At 59.5% G+C, this 18,836-nt stretch carries 16 protein-coding genes and 1 tRNA gene; 8 read left to right on the top strand and 9 right to left on the bottom strand.

Annotation, left to right across the window (positions count from 1 at the left end):
* Positions 1-669: 669 nt before the first annotated feature.
* Entirely contained in the window at positions 670-1,830 is a 1,161-nt protein-coding gene (locus ABJN75_RS04255; protein WP_348437178.1) for a hypothetical protein, read from the top strand.
* A 112-nt stretch (positions 1,831-1,942) separates the two neighbouring features.
* Here the strand turns inward: ABJN75_RS04255 and ABJN75_RS04260 are convergent, their stop codons facing one another.
* Positions 1,943-4,000 carry a DUF6538 domain-containing protein gene (locus ABJN75_RS04260; protein WP_348437180.1) on the bottom strand — a complete coding sequence of 686 codons (2,058 nt, stop codon included), beginning with the start codon at positions 3,998-4,000 and terminating at the stop codon, positions 1,943-1,945.
* Positions 4,001-4,179: 179 nt separating this feature from the next.
* Positions 4,180-4,253: transfer RNA gene (locus ABJN75_RS04265), tRNA-Gln, on the bottom strand.
* A 257-nt stretch (positions 4,254-4,510) separates the two neighbouring features.
* Between ABJN75_RS04265 and ABJN75_RS04270 the strand changes: the two genes are divergently transcribed.
* Positions 4,511-6,124 (top strand): Ppx/GppA phosphatase family protein, encoded by a 1,614-nt coding sequence (locus tag ABJN75_RS04270; protein WP_348437182.1) that lies wholly within the window; start codon positions 4,511-4,513, stop codon positions 6,122-6,124.
* Positions 6,121-6,834, top strand: a complete 714-nt coding sequence (locus ABJN75_RS04275) for an RlmE family RNA methyltransferase (protein ID WP_348437184.1) — start codon at positions 6,121-6,123, stop codon at positions 6,832-6,834. Before ABJN75_RS04270 ends, ABJN75_RS04275 begins: the two co-directional genes overlap by 4 nt.
* Here the strand turns inward: ABJN75_RS04275 and ABJN75_RS04280 are convergent.
* Positions 6,817-8,232 carry a DHA2 family efflux MFS transporter permease subunit gene (locus tag ABJN75_RS04280; RefSeq protein WP_348437186.1) on the bottom strand — a complete coding sequence of 472 codons (1,416 nt, stop codon included), beginning with the start codon at positions 8,230-8,232 and terminating at the stop codon, positions 6,817-6,819. The two genes, ABJN75_RS04275 and ABJN75_RS04280, sit on opposite strands and share 18 nt — an antisense overlap.
* 197 nt (positions 8,233-8,429) lie before the next feature.
* Here ABJN75_RS04280 and ABJN75_RS04285 point away from each other — a divergent pair, with 197 nt between their 5' ends.
* From ABJN75_RS04285 to ABJN75_RS04300, 4 genes are all read left to right on the top strand, one after another.
* A complete protein-coding gene (locus ABJN75_RS04285; RefSeq protein WP_348437188.1) occupies positions 8,430-9,404 on the top strand; it encodes an MBL fold metallo-hydrolase in 975 nt (324 codons plus the stop codon).
* A 230-nt stretch (positions 9,405-9,634) separates the two neighbouring features.
* On the top strand, positions 9,635-11,134 hold the full coding sequence (gene guaB, locus ABJN75_RS04290) for an IMP dehydrogenase (protein WP_348437190.1): 1,500 nt from the start codon (positions 9,635-9,637) through the stop codon (positions 11,132-11,134).
* Positions 11,134-11,745 (top strand): hypothetical protein, encoded by a 612-nt coding sequence (locus tag ABJN75_RS04295; RefSeq protein WP_348437192.1) that lies wholly within the window; start codon positions 11,134-11,136, stop codon positions 11,743-11,745. The genes guaB and ABJN75_RS04295 overlap by 1 nt, the downstream gene beginning before the upstream one ends.
* Before the next feature lie 90 nt (positions 11,746-11,835).
* Positions 11,836-12,249: an MAPEG family protein gene (locus ABJN75_RS04300; RefSeq protein ID WP_348437194.1), complete on the top strand. Its 414-nt coding sequence runs from the start codon at positions 11,836-11,838 to the stop codon at positions 12,247-12,249.
* 33 nt (positions 12,250-12,282) lie between these two features.
* On the opposite strand, the gene ABJN75_RS04305 is transcribed toward ABJN75_RS04300, so the two are convergent.
* On the bottom strand, positions 12,283-13,242 hold the full coding sequence (locus ABJN75_RS04305) for a LysR substrate-binding domain-containing protein (RefSeq protein ID WP_348437196.1): 960 nt from the start codon (positions 13,240-13,242) through the stop codon (positions 12,283-12,285).
* A 145-nt stretch (positions 13,243-13,387) separates the two neighbouring features.
* Here ABJN75_RS04305 and ABJN75_RS04310 point away from each other — a divergent pair, with 145 nt between their 5' ends.
* Positions 13,388-13,669 carry a DUF1127 domain-containing protein gene (locus ABJN75_RS04310; RefSeq protein ID WP_348437198.1) on the top strand — a complete coding sequence of 94 codons (282 nt, stop codon included), beginning with the start codon at positions 13,388-13,390 and terminating at the stop codon, positions 13,667-13,669.
* Between the two features lie 208 nt (positions 13,670-13,877).
* On the opposite strand, the gene ABJN75_RS04315 is transcribed toward ABJN75_RS04310, so the two are convergent.
* The 5 genes from ABJN75_RS04315 to ABJN75_RS04335 all read right to left on the bottom strand — a co-directional run bounded on the left by ABJN75_RS04315 (position 13,878) and on the right by ABJN75_RS04335 (position 18,738).
* Positions 13,878-14,765, bottom strand: a complete 888-nt coding sequence (locus ABJN75_RS04315; protein WP_348437200.1) for a DUF937 domain-containing protein — start codon at positions 14,763-14,765, stop codon at positions 13,878-13,880.
* A 109-nt stretch (positions 14,766-14,874) separates the two neighbouring features.
* A complete protein-coding gene (locus ABJN75_RS04320) occupies positions 14,875-16,248 on the bottom strand; it encodes a glutamate--cysteine ligase (protein ID WP_348437202.1) in 1,374 nt (457 codons plus the stop codon).
* Positions 16,249-16,391: 143 nt separating this feature from the next.
* Positions 16,392-17,126, bottom strand: coding sequence for a 16S rRNA (uracil(1498)-N(3))-methyltransferase (locus ABJN75_RS04325; protein WP_348437204.1), 735 nt, complete (start codon positions 17,124-17,126; stop codon positions 16,392-16,394).
* A 49-nt stretch (positions 17,127-17,175) separates the two neighbouring features.
* Positions 17,176-17,817: a LysE family translocator gene (locus ABJN75_RS04330; RefSeq protein ID WP_348437206.1), complete on the bottom strand. Its 642-nt coding sequence runs from the start codon at positions 17,815-17,817 to the stop codon at positions 17,176-17,178.
* 174 nt (positions 17,818-17,991) lie between these two features.
* The gene (locus ABJN75_RS04335) at positions 17,992-18,738 is read right to left on the bottom strand and encodes a hypothetical protein (protein ID WP_348437208.1); all 747 of its coding nucleotides are present in this window, start codon (positions 18,736-18,738) and stop codon (positions 17,992-17,994) included.
* Between the last annotated feature and the right edge of the window lie 98 nt (positions 18,739-18,836).

An 18,836-nucleotide genomic window follows, 5' to 3' on the forward strand; every position in this document is an offset into this window, starting at 1 on the left:
CCTTTTCCTCGTCCGACCAGAACCGCTTCTTCTGACCCTTCTTACCCGCCATATCTGCCCTCAAGATGTCCACTAGCAATGGTGGACACTATCAACACACTCTATGACGCGTCAGAGCAGCGAGGCCGGACGCTTACTCAGTCCCCTCCCGGCCCCATTCCGGTCATTTGCCCACTGCAAATAGCCGCCGCACCTTGGCCTCCCAGCCGCCCCGAATTCCAACCACTTGCGGACTGGGTAGTGAAAACTCGGGAATTCCTGCCCAAGGCGCATAGCCACAGCGCAGCATTTACAGTGAGTTGCCAGATCGCTTTGAGCCCTACGCCTGAACAGAGAGCGGCCCGTCGCGACCAATCTCATAAAACCTCTCATTGGCGACCAAGTGATGCAGCCTCCGGCCGCAATAGAGCATCGGCTCGCTGGATAGATTTCTCCATCGCTTGAGAATTCAAGACGCTATTTGGGCATTATATAGAGTTGCATAGAACGCCAGAATATAAATATATATTCCAATAGATAAATATAAAATAATTTAAAAAAGAAAAAATATACATAATAATATGGAAACCTCATTATATTTCAAAAAATATTAGTATTGAAATATTATATATTATGTGATATAATGGTATTACCTACTTATGCGTGGGTTAGTGCTACAAGGAGATTAAAATGGCGTCTATAGACAGAAAAATACAGCGCGCAGCCGCTGTAAAGCAGACCAAAAAAACTCGTGCGGAAAACAACACCGCAACCAAAAAGAAGGTGCGCGCAGCGCCGTCACCCAAGGAAAGTGACGAACAACTTTCACCTGCCGTCGAAGCGCGCCTGTCTGAAATCGTCGCACGGGTCGTCTCGTTGCATCGTAAATCGACCAGCCAGATATTTGAACTGGGCGAGTGCCTGGCTGAAGCGAAATCCGTGCAGCCGGAAAAACGCTTCGGCCGCTGGCTGAAAGATAATTGCGGCTATTCCGTCCGTTCAGCTTGGAATTTCATTTCGGTTCACGAACGGCTTGCTGATCACCGCGAACGGCATGAAAAGCACGCCATCCCGTCGACTGCCCTCATCGAGCTTGCAAAAGCAGAGCCGGATCAGATTGAAGACGTCATCAAATTGTATGATGAAGGCAAGAGCCTCAAGCCCTCGGAAATCAAGGCGCTCGTTGGCGGCAAAAAGGACGAGGCTGAAGAGCTCACCGATCTCAGACAGCTGGGTGGTAGAACAGGGCTACAGAAAATGGCTGCTGCAAAGCTCAAATCGAGCACGGCAGAGTTTCACCGACTCATTGCTGCTGTCCTCGTCGGATTGGACGAGGCTGTTGCGCGTCACGAGAGCGGAAAGAGAATCGTCATGAATGCGCTGGCAGCTGATGTGGAAATCAATGCACGCCACGCATCTGATCTCTTCAAAGACGCTGTGGCACCGTTGGTGCCAGTCGAGCGTATGCCGAAAGCCAATCTTCAGCATGAGCAATTCGGACTGAAGACCGGTTGGGGCGCGGTGCAGCACAGCCTCTACCGGTTGGGTGGCGTTGGGTCATGGCCGGTACGCGACGATATGGAAAAGTGGGTCATCGAAATTGCCCGCCCAGCGCTGCGCTTCGCGGTCCACGGCGAACCCTATGTGGTCTGTGCAGATGCGGCCACTTCGCCCGTAGTGGAAGTCGCAAAAACAGATAGCGACGTCACAAAGAATGAGCAGATTGCGGCCGAGAAGGAAGTCAAAGCCGATGAGACCATACCAGCCATTTCAGACGACCAGCAGGATGCAACGCTCGGGAGTCTGGTCGCAGCCGGCAAGACAGCCACTGAAGCACGCATCTCACAGTAAGGCGGGGACAGCAGTACGTCGGTTGCACCACGTCATGCCTCATCCTAACACCTGCAGAAGCCCCGCTGAATCTCGCAGTGGGGCTTTTTGATCTTGATGGTCACACGCCGGTTCATTGGCCCAGGCCTGCCGGTTGTTTCTTGCTCTTTCGTGTCCTGCGGGGCGTGTGCGACATCACCTCCGGACGTAGTCGAATTGGCGATGCCTTGAGCTCGGATGTGGGAGTGGGAAGCTTACCCAAGGCAGCCTTCATTAGCCGAAGATGCGCGACTTCCGAATAGGTCCCTTCGTTCACGTCCTTATTCACATGACCGAGAATGTCCTTGCGGATTTCTGATCCGACACCTGTCTGTTTCATTTCATTGTTGCACCAGTGACGGAACGAATGGAACACCTTTCGTTCCTCCTTCGCCTTCGGCAGTGCAGCCTCTTTCATCTTTTGCCAGTCGTCGTTGAAGACATCCCCCATGGGAGTCGATTCTGCGACAGCCAGAAGCTCCGGAAACAGCAGGGTGTGTTCTGTCTTTCTCAGCAACTGGACGTAGTCCATGAAGCCAAGGCGAATAAGTTCGGTATGTAATGGGACATGACGCTTCGACGCTTTTGTCTTCAAGCCGCGCACGTCGGTCGGGGTGAACTTCAATCCCCAAATGCCTTCAAATTCGGTGATGTCATCAAGCTGTAGGCCACAGATTTCTTCACGCCTCGCACCATGGTAGGCTGCAATCAGAGGCACCCAATAACGTGCGTCATGAATTATGACATCGTCTGAATTGCCATCATTCGTGTCCGAGGTTGCGCCGGTCCAGATCGAAAGGTTGAACAACGCTTGAAGGTCACCGGTGGTGAATGGCGGGCGTTCATTCTCGGAGTTTCCGCGAGCCTTCGCACGAAGTTTCGAGATGCCATCGTAGCTCTCCCACGAATAGCCGTAGGCCTCGCACATTCCTGCAATATTGGCCATGTTGTTCATGTGCCGATTGATTGTCGCTTTTGTCAGTCCGACTTGATCTTTTGGGAGTTTCTCTGCGCGGGCAATAATTTCGCTGACCGGGATGATATGGTCCCGGGGCGATTTGCCATAATTCTTGGGAAACTTGAGCAGGACATCCCTGAACTGGGCCAGATGCTTTTGGCGGACACGGGTCGGGTTATCGTGTCCGAGAAAGCGCTCGAACAGCTTGGCGAGTTGGATATGTTGCTTGAGTGTCTTGCTGTCCCACTCACCGAGCGTAACCTTTGCTTCGCCGGCCGCCGTGACGATATCGATCAGGCTGCGATAGCTCTCATCTTCGATGTCAATGGTGCTGTCGAGATCATCGGCGTCGTCGCTGATTGCCACCTCGGCGTTGTCTGCTGCAGCGGGTGTCACGGCGGGTGGGGTAGGCGTCTTTGGTTTTTCAGCCACAGGCACGGGGGCGGGGATCGGTTGGGCGAGGGCAGGTATGGCTAGCCGATTGGCTGCATCATCAGGAAACGATTGAGCGACCGGCCGTCTTGCCTCTTCCTGAAGGCCCGTCTGGAGGAGCAGGTCATCGTCATGACGCATGCCAGTCCAGCGGCGATCGGCGTCGAGAAGTGCTGCAGCCATGCCACGCAAGTAGAGCTGTTCGGCCTGCTGCACATTGACCCTTGTTTCGGGAATGCTGAACTCCGCCATCAGCCCCATGATACGGTTGCGATTTGGCGGCATGGCTCCGCTGTCTCGCAGGGTCGTGATCGTCTGCGCAACAGCTGCAATCATTTGCTCGTCGAGCTCTGCGGCCAACATTTCGTTGCGCTCGGTCTCGCCCACCGCGGCATCCATGCCCTGGGCGGCGAAGAGGCGGTATGCCCAGCCCGTCACCAGGTCCATGGTGCGCCCGCTTTGAGCACTGTCTCCATAAGCGAGTTCGGCCGCCGCCACACGGTCAAGCTTGGCGCTATGGGTGATAGCCACTTTGGTCAGGATGCGTCGGGCGTCATCGGCAGAGATCATGGATTGTCTCATTTCCTGCATTAGGTGCTCGCTGGCCCTTGTGACCTCGGCGGCGATCGAACGGGCAATGTTCAGCGACGTTGTCCGCAGGCTGACTTCAATCCTCGTATGGCAATCGGCCTGAAGTTGAACGGGCAATCGCCGCCTCCACCAATAGACCGCTCCACGCCGAAACACATATTGCACACTCATGCCAACCTCCGTTTGGAGGTGACGGAATCTCCAACTTTTCCGTCCGTTGAACACCAATGTAAGACACGCGTGGGGGACACCCGTGTAAGACAGTACTGTCCACCAGACGGCAAAATCTATCCCCAGCTAACGAAAAAACGCTGGAAAATCAATCTTGTTCAGAGCTTGAAGAGGTCGATTGGCTGGGGAACCTGGATTCGAACCAGGACTAACAGAGTCAGAGTCTGCGGGTCTACCGTTAACCTATTCCCCAACGTGGGCGGACCGGAATGTTCCGGGTCAGCGGGCGGCTTATAACCAATAAGCGGCGCTGATGCAAACCCGGTCTGCGCAGTTTTTTCGTGGCCGGTTCCGCAATCAGTCCATCGCCGGCAAGGCAGGACCCTGCAGGATCAGCAAGTTGATACTTTTCCCTGTCCAAAAAGAATTTTGCGTTCTGCTCGCCGTTTTGCTAATCCTTGTCCAACGACAAACCGTGAAGCGCGAAGCGAGACAGCATGTTCGCCGCGCATGACAGGACAGACCGTGAAAGACCTTCGGGACGGCGAAAAGCCAAACGCGGGGGTATCACTGGCAGGTGAAGGGCCGTCCGGGCGCGCCGGCAAGGCAGCGACGGATGGTGTGGAAAGAAAACGCGGGGACTCCGTGGTTTCAGGCTCCGCTTCCGATGGCGTTCCATCGGAGCGAGATCCCGCCAGCATATCCGCCAGCAATGAAGCCGGCGCCGCACCGGCAGGGCGCCGCCGGCGGCGACGCAAGAAATCCGCGCGCAAAACCGACATCAAATCCAGCAACGATCCGGTCGCGGCGAAAGCTCCCGCCGGGATTGACGCGTCCGCTCCAGATGGCAGGCCAGGCGGCAAGCCGGTTGACAGGCAGGTTGACAGGCCGGGCGAGAAGAAGGGACGTCGCCGGCGTCGCAAGTCCGGCCGTGAAATTCAGGGCCGGCCCCTGACGCCGCAAAAGACGTCCGGCCAGGGGCCGCGGATATCCCATGCCGACGGCTCCACCCATGCAGCAGCCGCGCACGTGCACCTTGCAGGTGGCCCGTCCGGGATCACTGCCCCGCCGGTGCGGCGGCCGGCGGATGATCTTTACGCGGCGCTTGATCTGGGCACCAACAATTGCCGCCTGCTGATCGCCCAGCCGACGCGGCCGGGACAGTTCCGCGTCGTTGATGCCTTTTCCCGAATTGTCCGGCTGGGAGAAGGGCTCGACGCCACCGGCCGATTGTCCGATGATGCCATGGACCGCGCCGTCGAGGCGCTCAAGGTTTGCGCCGGCAAGCTGAAGAATCGTCCGGTCCGCCGTCACCGGCTGATTGCCACCGAGGCCTGCCGCCAGGCACGAAACGGGGCCGAGTTTCTTGAACGCGTCGAGGCGGAGACCGGGCTGAAGCTTGAAGTCGTCACCCGGGAAACCGAAGCCCGGTTGGCGGTGGCGGGCTGCTCGTCACTGGTCGGGCGCGACACCGATGGGGTTGTCCTGTTCGATATCGGCGGCGGCTCCTCGGAAATCGCCATGATCGACCTGACTGAAAACCGGACCAACCGTCTGGCCAATCACATCAAGGCCTGGACTTCTCTGCCGGTTGGCGTCGTCACACTTTCCGAGCGCCATGGCGGTTGCCTGGTGACGCCCGCGATATTCGCGGCCATGGTCGAGGAAGTCGATGCGATGCTGGCCGGCTTCACGCCTCCGGCTTTGCCAGCCTTCTCGGGTCTGGGGGATCGCCGGATTCATTTGCTGGGGACTTCCGGAACCGTGACCACGCTGGCCGGCCTGCATCTTGAATTGCCCCGCTATGACCGTCGCAAGGTTGACGGGCTGTGGCTGTCCAATGGCGAGGTCGACCTTATGCTCGATCGGCTGTTGTCGTGGGATTTTGAAGCGCGCGCCGCCAATCCCTGTATTGGCGCCGACCGGGCCGATCTGGTGCTCGCCGGCTGCGCGATCCTGCAATCGATCCGCAAGCGCTGGCCATCCGAGCGCATGCGTGTTGCCGACAGAGGCCTGCGCGAAGGTCTTCTCAATGAGATGATGGCATCCGACGGCGCATGGCGGCGCGCCGGACGAAACTATCGTTACCGCAATCAGCGTTCGAACCCGGGGGATAAAGCATGACCCGACCACCCTCAGGGCCCACCGGCCGCAAGCTTGGACAGAAGGTCAAGAAGGGCAAGCTCAAGGCGTCGTCGCGACGCTGGATCGAGCGGCACCTCAATGACCCCTATGTGCAGCAGGCCAAGCAGGAAGGCTATCGCTCGCGCGCAGTTTACAAGCTGCTCGAAATCGACGCCAAGCACAAGATTCTCGACAATGCAAAGCGGATCATTGACCTTGGCGCGGCACCTGGCGGCTGGTCGCAGATCTCCGCACGGGTCACCGATTCCACCGACGAGGATCCGAAGGTGGTGGCAATCGACTTTCTGGAGATGGATGGCCTGGCCGGGGTCAGGTTCCTGCAGATGGATTTTCTCGATGATGCCGCACCCCAGGCGCTCAAGGATGCGCTTGGCGGCGCCCCGGATGTGGTGCTGTCCGATATGGCGGCGCCAACCACCGGGCACCAGCGCACCGATCATCTCAGGACCATGCATTTGTGTGAGGTGGCGGCGCATTTCGCCATCGAGGTGCTCAGCCCTGGCGGACATTTCCTGGCCAAGACCTTTCAGGGCGGCACCGAAAACGATCTCCTGACCATGCTCAAGCAGAACTTCAAATCCGTGGTGCACATCAAGCCGCCGTCCTCGCGCGCCGAATCTGTCGAAATGTTCGTGCTCGCCAAGGGCTTCAAGGGCCGCCGGGATCAGGACTCACTGACGGACGGGTGAGGCCGCGCGGGACCCGGCGCGGTTCAACCCGTGACCCGAGACGACCTCGCCGGCATTTGCTGGCAGCGCCAGAAGCGGCACAAGCGCGAAGGCCGTGATCGCCGCGATGATGAAGAAAGCGGTGTGGAATGCGCCCAGCGTCAGCTGCCCGCCATTGTAAGTGCTGACAATATCGAGGATGCCGCCGGCCAGCGCCACGCCGACAGCGATCGAAACCTGTTGCATTGCCGATGTGATCGACGTTGCCTGGGCAGCGGTGTCTTCGCTGATTTCCGAGAAAGTCAGCGCGTTGGCCGAGGTGAAGAACATCGAGCGGACGATGCCGCCGAAAAACAGGATCACCATCATCAACACCACCGGCGTCGATGGCGTGAACAATCCGTTGACCGCGATCGAGATCGCCGCCCCACCGGCGGCGATCAGAAGCGTGCGGCGGAACCCGCCAAGCCTGAGAACCCGCTGAATGATGAATTTCATCAAGATGGCGCCAGCCGCCGCAACAAAGGTGATCATACCGGACTGAAATGGCGACATCCCGAAACCCAGTTGCAGCATCAGCGGCAACAGGAAGGGAACAGCTCCCGCGCCGATGCGAAACAGGTTGGCGCCCATCAGTGATAGGGCGAAAGTCCTGTTGCGAAACAGCTTCGGATCGAGCAGCGGTTTGGGGTGCACCCGTGCATGCGCCAGATAGGCGATGAAGCACACGATTCCGCCGATCGTCGCGGCGATTCCCCATGCGGGAGGCAGCACCGGGAGGCTGATCACCGAAAGCCCGAAGACAACGCCGGAGGCGGCTGCGCCTGAAAGGAGGAAGCCGATCCAGTCAACCCTGACACGCGCCCGGGCGTCATCCCTTGGCAAAACCGTCAGTGCGAACACAATGCCTGCGATCCCGATCGGGATGTTGATCAGGAAGATCCAGTGCCAGGTCAGATAGGTGGTGAGAAAGCCGCCGACGGGCGGGCCAACCAGCGGACCGACCAGGGCAGGGATGGTCAGCCAGGCCATCGCGTTGACCAGATCGGATTTTTGCGTCGACCGCAACAGCACCAGCCGACCGACCGGCGTCATCATCGCGCCGCCCATGCCCTGCAGGAACCTGGACATGACGAATTCGAACAGGTTGGCCGACACCGCACAGGCAATGGATCCGACAAGAAATACCCCGATGGCGATCGCGAAAATACGCCGTGCGCCAAACCGGTCGGCCATCCAGCCCGAAATCGGAATGAACACCGCGAGCGCAACCAGGTAGGCCGTCAGTGCGAGCTTCAACGCAATCGGGTTGGTTCCGATATCGGCGGCAATCGCCGGCAATGCCGTGGCGATCACGGTGGAATCCATCTGCTCCATGAACAGGGCGACAGCCAGAACGAGGGGAATGCGGCGATTCACAATATGTATCCGGAAAGGCAGGTGATCGTCTTTTTGGCGCTTTCGAGATGGCGGTCAAGTACTTCGCCGTGGCCGGGTGGCAAATTTCGTTCACGATTGATTGACGTGATGCCGGTCACAAATGTCTCAGCTGCCATTGCGTGTCGGGCGTGCCGCGCTAACTTTCACACCATCGAAGTAACCCGAGGGAGTTCGAAATGAAATTTTCCAGACGTTCGATGTTCAAATTGTCGGCAGCGGGGCTCACCGCACTCGCCGCCCCCCAGATCCTGGTTCGCGCCGCACAGGCGGAAGTGCCGATGTCGGCCACAATGCCCGCCGCTTTCAAGCGATTCACCTTGGGTGATTTCGAAGTGACCGTGCTGTCCGATGGGCACCGTATCGTTCCAGGTCCGCAGAAGATATTCGGCATCAACAAGACCGAGGAAGAGGTCAGCGAACTGCTTGAGAGCAACTATCTGCCGGTCGACAAGATGCAGTTCACCTTCGCGCCGACACTGGTAAACACCGGAGACGATCTTGTGCTGTTTGACACCGGCAACGGCGAGGGCGGACGCGAAGGCGGCGTCGGCCAGACGCTGGCCAATCTCAAGGCCTCCGGCTACACGCCCGAACAGGTCACCGTGGTGGTGTTGACCCATCTGCATGGCGATCACATCGGCGGCCTGATGGAAGCCGGCGCGCCCGCATTCCCCAATGCGCGCTATGTCACCGGTCAAATCGAGTATGATTTCTGGTCTTCCGGGGACCGCATCGGCACCGGCGCTGAAAATGGTCACAAGGGCGTTGTCGCCAAGGTGGTTCCGCTGGCAGACAAGATCAGCTTCATTGGCGATGGCGAAACAGTGGTTTCCGGCATCACCGGCATGGCTGCTTTTGGCCACACCCCTGGCCATATGATCTATGCTCTCGAATCGGGCGGTCGCAAGCTTGTGCTCACGGCTGATGCTGCAAACCATTTTGTCCTGTCGTTGCAGCGTCCCGGTTGGGAAGTCGTCTTCGATACAGACAAGGCAATGGCCGCGGCGACCCGGAAATCGGTGTTCGACATGATCGCCACCGACCGGCTGGCGTTCATCGGCTATCACATGCCGTTCCCCTCGGTGGGCTACGCTGAAGCGGTTGGCGAGGGCTATCGTTTCATCCCCGAAACCTATCAGCTGGACCTGTAACCCGACGGCAATCATTCGCGATGTGAACACAAGCCCGGGCAGCCTTGTCCGGGCTTGCCGCCATTGCCGGTTTCGAATGTGTGCGCCGCAGCGAATTTCGGTGAGCAAACGCATTCCCGCTCTTTCCCAAGCGGCGGAACCATGGTACTTGCCGCTGCCAACGCAAGAGACCCGAAACAGCACCGGGCGGCCTGGTTCGGGCTGCCCCGAACAGACGGAACCGACAGGCGATGGCGACCATTATCCAATCCATTACCGGCGCTGAAGCGCTGACATTCGATGACGTGCTGCTGCAGCCCGCCCACTCTGAAGTCATGCCCGGACAGGCCAATATCGCCACCCGCATAGCGCGCGATTTCGAACTCAATCTTCCCATCATTTCCTCCGCCATGGATACGGTGACGGAAGCACGGCTCGCCATTGCCATGGCGCAGGCCGGCGGCATCGGCGTCATTCACCGCAATCTGACCCCGGAAGAGCAGGCCGAGCAGGTCCACCAGGTCAAGAAGTTCGAGAGCGGCATGGTCGTCAATCCGGTGACCATCAGCCCGGAGGCACCCTTGTCAGAAGCGCTGGCCTTGATGAAGGCGCATGGCATTTCCGGCATTCCGGTTGTCGAACATCGCAGCGGACCCGCCGGTCCGGGACATCTGGTGGGTATTCTCACCAACCGCGACGTGCGTTTCGCTTCAGATCCGCATCAGAAAATCCGTGAATTGATGACCCATGAAAATCTGGTCACGGTCAAGGAAAGCGTCGAACAGACCGAAGCCAAGCGGCTGTTGCACAGCCACCGCATCGAAAAACTGGTGGTGGTCGATGGCGAGGGGCGCTGTGTCGGCCTGATCACTGTAAAGGATATCGAAAAGTCTCAGCTCAATCCGCACGCCTCCAAGGACGAGCAGGGACGGCTGCGCGCCGCCGCCGCCACCTCGGTCGGCGAAGACGGGTTCGAGCGCGCCGAGCGCCTGATTGCAGCGGGTGTGGACCTGCTGGTCATCGATACCGCGCATGGCCACTCGCAGCGCGTTCTGGATGCGGTCACTCGCGCCAAGAAACTGTCCAACTCGGTTCGCATCATGGCAGGCAACGTGGCGACCGCCGAGGGCGCCAGGGCGCTCATCGATGCGGGCGCCGACGCCGTCAAGGTCGGAATCGGGCCGGGCTCAATCTGCACCACCCGCATCGTCGCCGGTGTCGGCGTGCCTCAGCTCACTGCCATCATGAGCGCAGTCGAGGAAGCGCAGAAACACGGTGTGCCGGTGATCGCCGACGGTGGCATCAAATATTCAGGTGATATGGCCAAGGCCATTGCCGCGGGAGCGGCGGCAGTCATGGTGGGCTCGCTGCTGGCGGGAACCGATGAAAGCCCCGGCGAGGTCTATCTGCATCAGGGACGGTCATTCAAGGCCTATCGCGGCATGGGGTCGGTCGGCGCCATGGCGCGCGGCTCGGCTGACCGGTATTTTCAGGCCGAGGTCCGTGATACGCTCAAGCTGGTGCCCGAGGGCATCGAAGGCCAGGTGCCCTACAAGGGGCCGGTATCGGGGGTCCTGCATCAGCTCGCCGGCGGCCTGAAGGCGGCCATGGGCTATGTTGGCGCCGCTGATCTCAAATCCTTCCAGGAACGGGCGACCTTTGTCCGTATCTCCGGGGCGAGTCTGCGCGAAAGTCACACCCATGACGTGACCATCACCCGGGAAAGCCCGAACTATCCCGGCGCGATGTAATGAAATGGTTTTGGACAGGCTGGTTGCTGTGCCTGATCACGGCTGGCCTGTTCGGGTACATGGCCGTGATCGAGGTGCCGGCGATCAGCGCGATGCTGGGCGGAATGGCGCTGCCGGACGCGATGCCGCTGGGTTACGATGAGCAAGGCGCGCGCGCATTGTATGAAGCCTTTGCCGCGGATTTCACCGCTGCACAGGCCGAAGGCCGGCGAAGTGCGTCGGCTGCCTATCTGGCCATGCATGCGAGGTCAGATCTGCTGCTTCCGCCATTGCTTGCGGCAAGTCTCGCGTTTTGTGCTTTTGCATCGATCTACACAGGACGCAGGCAGGCTGAAACCTCCCGGCTGGTCAGTATCGGGCTCGGTCTGGTTCTGGCTGCGGCGTTCGTCTATCTCATTTGCGATTTCATTGAAAATGCAGTGGCTGATGCGATGTACGGACCCACGGCCATGAAAGCGGGCTTCAACGATCAGCTGGCGTTTGCGCTCAAAGTGCTGACCATCGGCAAATATTCGATCCTCGCTGTGGCATTCGGATTGATAGCCGCGCTGTGGATAGCCCGCTGGAAACGTGGGCGCGGCATCGTGCCGGATGTTTCGCAAGACGGTTAGGCACTGAGCACTGAGGTGGCAGACTCCCTTGCGATTAACTTCTGCGCGATCTAGAAGCCGTAGGCTTAACACCTGTCAAGGCGCTCACTCATGACCACATCAACAGCGATATTCTGGCCGGTTCTGGCTCAGGTTCTCTTGACTTACGGTGTTTACCTTGTGGTCTCATCGCGGCGGATCGGCGCGGTCAAGGCAGGCGCCGCCACGCCGTCGGATTTCAAGGTTCCGTCAATAGAGCCGGAGCCCAGCGCCACAGCGGCGCGCAACCTGTCCAACCAGTTTGAACTGCCGGTGCTGTTTTTTGCAGCCTGTCTGTCACTCTATGTGACCGGCGGTGCGGGAGCCGCCGCAGTCGTGGTGGCCTGGGCATTCGTGCTTGCGCGCGCCGCCCATGCCTACGTGCATCTCACCTCAAACCGGGTCCTGCTCCGCCGCCGCCTGTTTATCGTCAGTCTGGTGGTCAATCTCGCCCAGTGGATGCTTCTCGCCGTTCAGATCGCCTGAACCTGCCGATTGCCGATCATCGGTTTGTCTTGCTTACCAGGCGGGCACCGCAGCGATATCCGGGCGACCTCGCAGTTCCCTGCGGGAAGACGAGCCTGACATGGCCGAGATTGGTTTATCGTCAGCGCCCACCGGCGTGATGTTGTCGAGGCTGGCCGCGATATGACCGCAGATGGCGTTGACCAGGGCCGCCGGCGCTCCTGGCCGTTTCATCAGACCGATCTGCGCGGGTTGCAACGAAGGGAAGCCATCGGCGGGGGAGAGGATGCGCATGCCCGGACGCACAGCGCATTCAGGCAGCAGCGAAACCGCCAGTCCCGAAAGCACGGCCGAAGCGACAACCGTTGCCGACCAGCTGGTGAACAGAACCTGGTAGTCCCGGCCGGCTGAATCAAGCGCCGAACAGGCCAGATTGCGCCACAGGCATGAACGCCTGCCGACCGCCAGTGGAACCACCGCGTCTTCGTGCACGGTGTGGTTCATCGATGTGACCCAGTAGAGCGGCTCGGTGCGTACCACTTCCGAAGTCCGTTCGCGCGGATTGTGCGTGACCAGAGCGACATCCAGTTCCCCCCGCGCCAGCCTGGCGGAGAGCTCGGCCGAAGGCTCGCATTCGATATACAATTCGACATTCGGATTGGTCTTGGCGAAGCGGGCAATGATGCCGGGCATGTAGCGGTCGGCGTAGTCATCCGGCGTTCCGATCCGGATGGAACCTTCCAGCTGCTGGTCATCGAAGGCTGCAATGGTTTCATTGTTGAGCCGGATAATGCGCCGCGCATAGCCGAGCATCCGCTCGCCATCTTCGCTCAACCGGTTCAGACGGCCATCGCGAACAAACAATGTTTTGCCGACGCGTTCCTCCAGGCGCCGCATCTGCATCGAAACCGCGCTCTGGGTCTTGAACACCTTGTCCGCCGCACGGGTGAAGCTGCCGGTGTCGACAATGGCTACGAAGGTCTGCAGTTGATCGATATCGAGGGGCGCGGGCATTGAAGGCTCCTATCAATAGTTCTGATGATAAAGATTAGAAACATTCGTTGGTATGATCAATCGGTTTTTGCGAGACATGTCTCGCACAACGGGTTTTGCGCCGGCCCGGCGATCAATCGGCGCGGATCTATCGAGGATGATCATCATGAGCGCCCGCAATTTTGCTGCCGCCCGGGCGTCTGCCAGCTCCATCGGGGTTGGTCCGGGTTTAATCAACATCCTGCATGTCGTTTCCGGCAGTGTGAAGGCTCTGCTGCGCGCGCTGTTCAACCGACGTCTGGTCGGCAATCTGGACCAACTTTCTGATCATGAATTGTGGGATATCGGCCTGACCCGCGCGGATTTGCATTTTGGCAGATCAATACCGCTCAATGCGGATCCGACGGCCGAGCTGGCTCGCCGCGCGCGGCTCAACAGTTGCCGCTGATCGCTTTTTGAGGTTCCCCCGCGGGATACTTGCCCTGTATTCCGCCTTTGCCCGGCCGATAGCTCCACACCTTCAGTGAGCACGGCCGGGCTTTTTGTCACAAATTGCCAATGCGGATTGCACAAATGAATGCGCCGTTTTGCGATAATGACATGCAAAACCAACGAGCTGTAGCGCGTCGCCTGAACCCGCTTGAAAGCGAGATCCGTTAGCGGCGGTTCATGCCCTGAAGATACTGGTCGAAAATCGACTCCATGTTCTTCTGGTAGCCCTTCTGAACTTCGCGGCCCGAATCGAACATCTTGCCGAACAGATCTTCATAAGGGCTGGTTTTGCGCCCTGATGGAGTGGGTTCAGCGGTCGGTTGCTGCTGTTCCGGTTCAGGCGCTTGTCGCGACTGTCCGCCACCCGCGGCGCCGCCGAGCATGTCCTGGAAGATCTGTCCGAGCGGATTGTCGCCGAATGGATTGCTTCCGCCAGCCTGCGGCTGCCGTCCCTGTCCACCGCCGAACATGCCTTCGAGAATCTGTCCCAGAGGGTTGTCCATCGGCGCAGCGCGGGGCGCCGGCTTTGCCTGTCCGCCACCCATTCCCTGCCGCATCATTTCGGAGATCAGGTCGCCGATCGGATTTGATCCGCTGCCCATCGCCGCGGATTGGGTCCGCCCGCCCGATTGCGCAGTGGCCTGCTTGAACAGACCGCCCATGATCGAGGTCGCCAGCACAGGCAGCATCTGCTTGAAGATCTCCTGGCCGATTCCCGTCGCGGCTTCCGCCTGGGCTGCCACCGCCCGGCTGACCTCCTTGGATCCGAACAGGTGACCCAATATGTTGTTGCCTTCCTCCCGGCCCTGTGGGCTGAAAGCCGCCTGCATGTTCTCGAGATACTCGGCGTGATGCCCGCTTGAGAGCGCCGACAGGAAGTTGGACATGTCCATCGGATTTGAGACGTTGCGCTTCAGGCCCGTGGAAAAGGCCGGCATCAGGGCCGCCATTGCCTGCTCTATCTGGCTTTCATTCAAGCCGAATTGCTTGGCCATGGCGCGCATGGCGTCGCCGTTCTGGGCATTCATCATCATATCGTAAAGCGGCATCATGGGTCTTGTCTCCTCCGTCCCGTCCGGGCATGGGCGAAGACTATACCGCCGAATGAGGCATGCCTAGGGTTACAGTCCGGATTTGGAATGCTGCGGAACGCCCTTTCGTCTAATAGGCATAATCGACGAAGACCGGATCAACGCTTCCGTTCCACCGGCCATTATAGAGCGCAAGCATCTCTTCGGCCAGCGTTGTGCCGCGGGCGATGGTTTCCTCGAGCGGAGCCAGGAAATGGCTTTCATCATTGCCCTCCGAGTTCAGCCGTGCCCGGTTGACCAGGCCGCGCCGCGAGATACCGAGAAGTTCCTTGCCGATGTCGCGAAGCGATTGACCATTGATCCTGGCGTTCAATCCGTCCCTGGGAGTCGTGTCGCGTATCGCGTTCACATCGTCCAGGCTCCAGTCCTTGACAAGCGCAAGCGCTTCCTCCAGCGCGTTCTCATCGTACAGCAGCCCGACCCAGAAGGCGGGCAGGGCGCAAATCCGCCGCCACGGTCCGCCATCGGCGCCGCGCATTTCAATGAACCGCTTCAGCCGCGCGTCGGGGAACAGGGTGCCCAGATGGTTGGTCCAGTCGCCGATGGTCGGCATCGGCTGGTCCAGTTCGCCTTTCAGCGCGCCATTCATGAACTGGCGGAAGGTCACATGCGTGGCCTCGTGATAGCGCCCGTCGCGAAGCACAAAATACATCGGTACATCGAGCGCCCATTCGACATAGTCCATGAACCCGAAATTGTCGGAGTAAACGAACGGCAATTGTCCCGAGCGCTGGTTGTCGGTGTCGCGCCAGATATCGCCACGCCAGGAAACCAGGCCGTTGGGCTTGCCTTCGGTAAAGGGCGACGCGGCGAACAAGGCGGTCGCCAGCGGCTGCAGCTTCATGCCGAGCTGCATTTTCCGCCGCATGTCGGTTTCTGACGAGAAATCGAGGTTTACCTGGATCGTGCAGGTCCGGTACATCATGTCGAGCCCCTGGCTGCCGACCTTCGGCATGTAGCGGGTCATGATGTCGTACCGGGACTTGGGCATTTGCGGCGTTTCAGCAAGCGTCCAAGTCGGGCTTCCGCCCATGCCCAGGAAGCCGATGCCCAGCGGCGCCGCGATTTCTTGCAACTGCGCCAGGTGCGCATTTGATTCGCGACAGGTCTGATGGATGGTTTCGAGCGGCGCGCCGGACAATTCGAACTGCCCGCCAGGTTCCAGGCTGATGGCTCCGGCGCCGGTGGGCTCCACCAGTCCGATGATCTTGCCGGCATCGATAATCGGCTCCCAGCCGAGCATCATAGCCATGCCTTCAAGCAAGGCCCGGATCGAACGCTCCCCTTCATAGGGAACCGGTTGGTGCGATCCCGTGAAGAACACGAATTTTTCATGCTCGGTGCCGATCCGCCATTTGTCCTGCGGTTTGCAGCCTGCGGCCATCCAGTCCGCCAGGTCATTGACTGTGCTGATCGGGGTATCGTCGGTTGTGTCGCGCGCCATATCCGGCCCTTTGTCGTCTGGTTATTGGCGCGGTCTCAAACCACGCATCGTCATGCTGCTTGGACCGGAACCGGTCCGCCATGCAAGCGAAAATCCCTGATCGCAGTATCAAAGAAGATTGATGTGGGGTGGTTTGGGCGATCCTACCAGTCGCCGATTGTCATCTGAACCGCGGTCAGGGCCGCCACTGCGGCTGTGTCGGCGCGCAGAATGCGCGGTCCGAGCGGAATCGGCGTGACAAACGGCAGGTTCGTCAGAATCTCGCGTTCACGCTCGGAAAAGCCGCCCTCCGGCCCGACCAGAAGCGCCAGATCCCGTTCATTGACGCTGGACAATACCGCTGCCGGATTGTTGCCAGCCTGGCTTTCATTGCAAAAGATGATCCGGCGTGCCGGGTCCCAGTTTGCCAGCAAAGCTTCGAGCTTTGTAGCCTCGCCCAGTTCCGGGATGGCGAGATTGCCGCATTGCTCGGCGGCTTCAAGAATATTGGCCGCCAGCCGTCCTGCATTGACCTTGTGGAGCTGGGTATGGTCGGTGAACACCGGCGTGATCCTGCTCACTCCCATCTCGGTGGCCTTTTGCACGAGATAGTCGAGCCGGCCGACCTTAAGTGGCGCGAACAGGAATTCCAGCCGTGAATGCGGTGGTTGTTCGCGGGTTTGAGCACCAATCTCGAGGTTGGCGGTCTTCTTGCCTTGCGGCCGCAGCACGGCGCCATATTCACCGTCCCGTCCGTTGAACACCAGCACTTCAGCGCCGTCATCAAGCCGCAGCACCGTCAGCAGATAATGCGCCTGCTCCTTACCCAGCACCACGGCCTCGCCGGAAGAGAGCGGCACATCGAGATAAAGCCGTTGCAGTTTGTAATTGGCGCGCATGACTGTCCTCTTGCTCAAGCTGTCTTGAAAAATCAGGTGGATCGCAAAATCAGGCCGCGCGCCGGGTCAATGCCGCAGCGACACCCGCCATCATCAACAACGATCCGCCGGTACGCATGGCTGATTTCATCACCAGAGGGCGACGAATGGTCTTTCGGGCGCCTGAGGCCAGGAGTGCAAAAAGGGCGGCGTTGAGAATGGCGAGCGCGGTGAAGGTCAGCACATAGGTTGCGGCTTGCGGCGCATAGGGCAGGGCGGGATCGATGAATTGCGGCACGAACGCCACGAAGAACAGGATCCCCTTGGGGTTGAGCGCCGTGATCAGAAACGAATCCCGGAAGATGACGCCGGACTTGCCGGCTTCACTCGCCACATCAGCCTCTGACATGCCGGGAATTTGCACAGGGGCGCGCCACATTTTGTAGCCGATCCAGATCAGATAGGCCGCGCCGGCAAATTTCAGAACCTGAAACAGCGAGGCCGAAGCGGCCAGCAACGCACCGGCGCCGGCAATCGACAGCGAGGTTGCAATCAGATCGCCAAGGCCAACGCCAATCACGCTCGCCAGCGCCACCTTGCGCCCATGCGCCAGCGCCTGGGTGATGACCATGATGATGGTCGGGCCGGGAACCACCAGGAGAACGATGCTGGCGACAATAAAGGCGGCAAAATGTTCAGGTGAGACAGGCAATTCGGCAGACTCCAATCAGGGATGGTCAGACAAAGCCGCAAAATCTCGCGCGCGTCAACTTGCCCGGGCCCGCCGCATGATCTCGCGCGACGGGGCCGGGCTGCGGCGTTGCAAAAGTTTGAGGCAGTGCATGTAGGTTTGCGTTCAAATGGATCCATTCAAACGCGTCATGCGTCAGTTGAGTTTGCCGGGCAGGCTCAGATTGCCGGAGGCCACGTCAAAGACATCGGTCACGCACAGCAACGGCGCGTGAACATCGGCGTTGACCTTCAGCGCTGCGGTGACCCCGTCAAAGGAGGCTCCGGTTGCTGCCGCAGGCTCGGCGAATGTAACGGTGACTGCGATCTCCGGACCGTCAAAAACCGGTTCAAAACCGGGGCTGTCGATAAACAGCGGAAGTCCCGGCCATGTCGCGGGCAGCTTTGGGGACTCGTTCTCGCCGATGTCGCGCACCGACAGTGCTCCCGGCCCGCAGGCTTCGTTCGGCGTCAGCACAACCCAATGACTGTGCCAGCCTTCGCCATCATTGGCCATGTCGCCGTCACCGTTTTCGTCATAAAGCGGTGTGTCGTCGAAATCAGGATGGCTCGTGGCGGCAAGCGCCAGAATTCCGGTCTTGCCCTCAAAACCAACCGTCGCCGGGTCAAGCGAAGTCGGCCAGACATAGGACCAGACCGGGGCTCCGCCGAGCGAACCATGTGCCGCGGGCTTTTCCGCACCGGCGGTCCCGCCGGTTGTCATGTGAAATGTGATCGAATTGCCGTCGCGGTGAGCGTGGGCCGCGAGAATATCAAATGCAGGTGTCTTGGAGCTGTCAGCTTCGGACCGGATGGCTCCTTCAGTGTCGATGGCATGGTTTCGCTCCGCTGCCGCGGACGTGAGCGAGGCGCCAAGCAGCGCCAATGTGATCAGGGTCTTCATGATGGTCTCCTCTAGGGTTGGTACAACATCACGATAGTAGCGAGTCGAAACTATTGCAAGAATTGTTTTGACTCGCTATTATTTCCCGATGAACCCAA

This window comes from Hoeflea sp. (genome assembly GCF_039975035.1).
Classification (GTDB): domain Bacteria; phylum Pseudomonadota; class Alphaproteobacteria; order Rhizobiales; family Rhizobiaceae; genus Hoeflea.